Source organism: Paraburkholderia hiiakae (genome assembly GCF_904848665.1).
GTDB lineage: Bacteria > Pseudomonadota > Gammaproteobacteria > Burkholderiales > Burkholderiaceae > Paraburkholderia > Paraburkholderia hiiakae.
This window is the reverse complement of sequence record NZ_CAJHCQ010000061.1, coordinates 1-688: the sequence shown is the minus strand read 5'-3', so window position 1 is coordinate 688 and position 688 is coordinate 1. Positions and strand designations below refer to the sequence as shown.

At 64.4% G+C, this 688-nt stretch carries 1 protein-coding gene; it reads left to right on the top strand.

Annotation, left to right across the window (positions count from 1 at the left end; all coding sequences use genetic code 11):
- The coding region (locus JMY28_RS38825; RefSeq protein WP_201701151.1) for an IS110 family RNA-guided transposase at positions 1-688 on the top strand (688 nt) is incomplete at both ends.

Here is a 688-nt window from a genome sequence, read left to right as displayed (position 1 = left end):
ATGCCCAGGCGATCTGGGAGGCGGCGCAACGTCCGGAGATGCGCTTTGTCGCTGTCAAGAGCGAAGCTCAGCAAAGCGTGCTGACGTTGCACCGCGTGCGTGAGCAGTTGATGAAGATGCGCCAGATGCAGATCAACCAGATGCATGGTCTGCTCTACGAGTTCGGCGCTGGCGTGCCAGCCGGTCGGCGCAGCATGGCCGACGCAGCGCGGGCGTTGACGGAATTGGCCGACACGTTGCCGGCGATGGTGATCGAGACGCTGCGGGAACAACTGCAGCGCATCGAAGCGCTCACGCACGACATGGCTGCCATCGAGCGTCGGCTGGCGCTCTGGCGACACGAAAACGAAGCGGCCAGGCGGCTCATGGCGATTCCGGGCGTAGGCTTGCTAAGCGCCACCGCCGCCATCGCAACGATCGGCGAGGCCAGCACGTTTCATTCGGGACGCGAATTCGCTGCGTTCCTGGGCTTGGTGCCGCGTCAGAGCGGCACCGGCGGGCGTGTGAAGCTGCTGGGCATCAGCAAACGAGGCGACGTGTATTTGCGCACCTTGCTGATTCATGGCGCGCGCGCCGTGCTCACACATGGCAAACACCTGAGCGAAGCTCTGCAATGTCTGCTGGCGCGACGACCGTTCAACGTGGCGGTGGTGGCGCTGGCCAACAAGATGGCGCGCACGATCTGGGC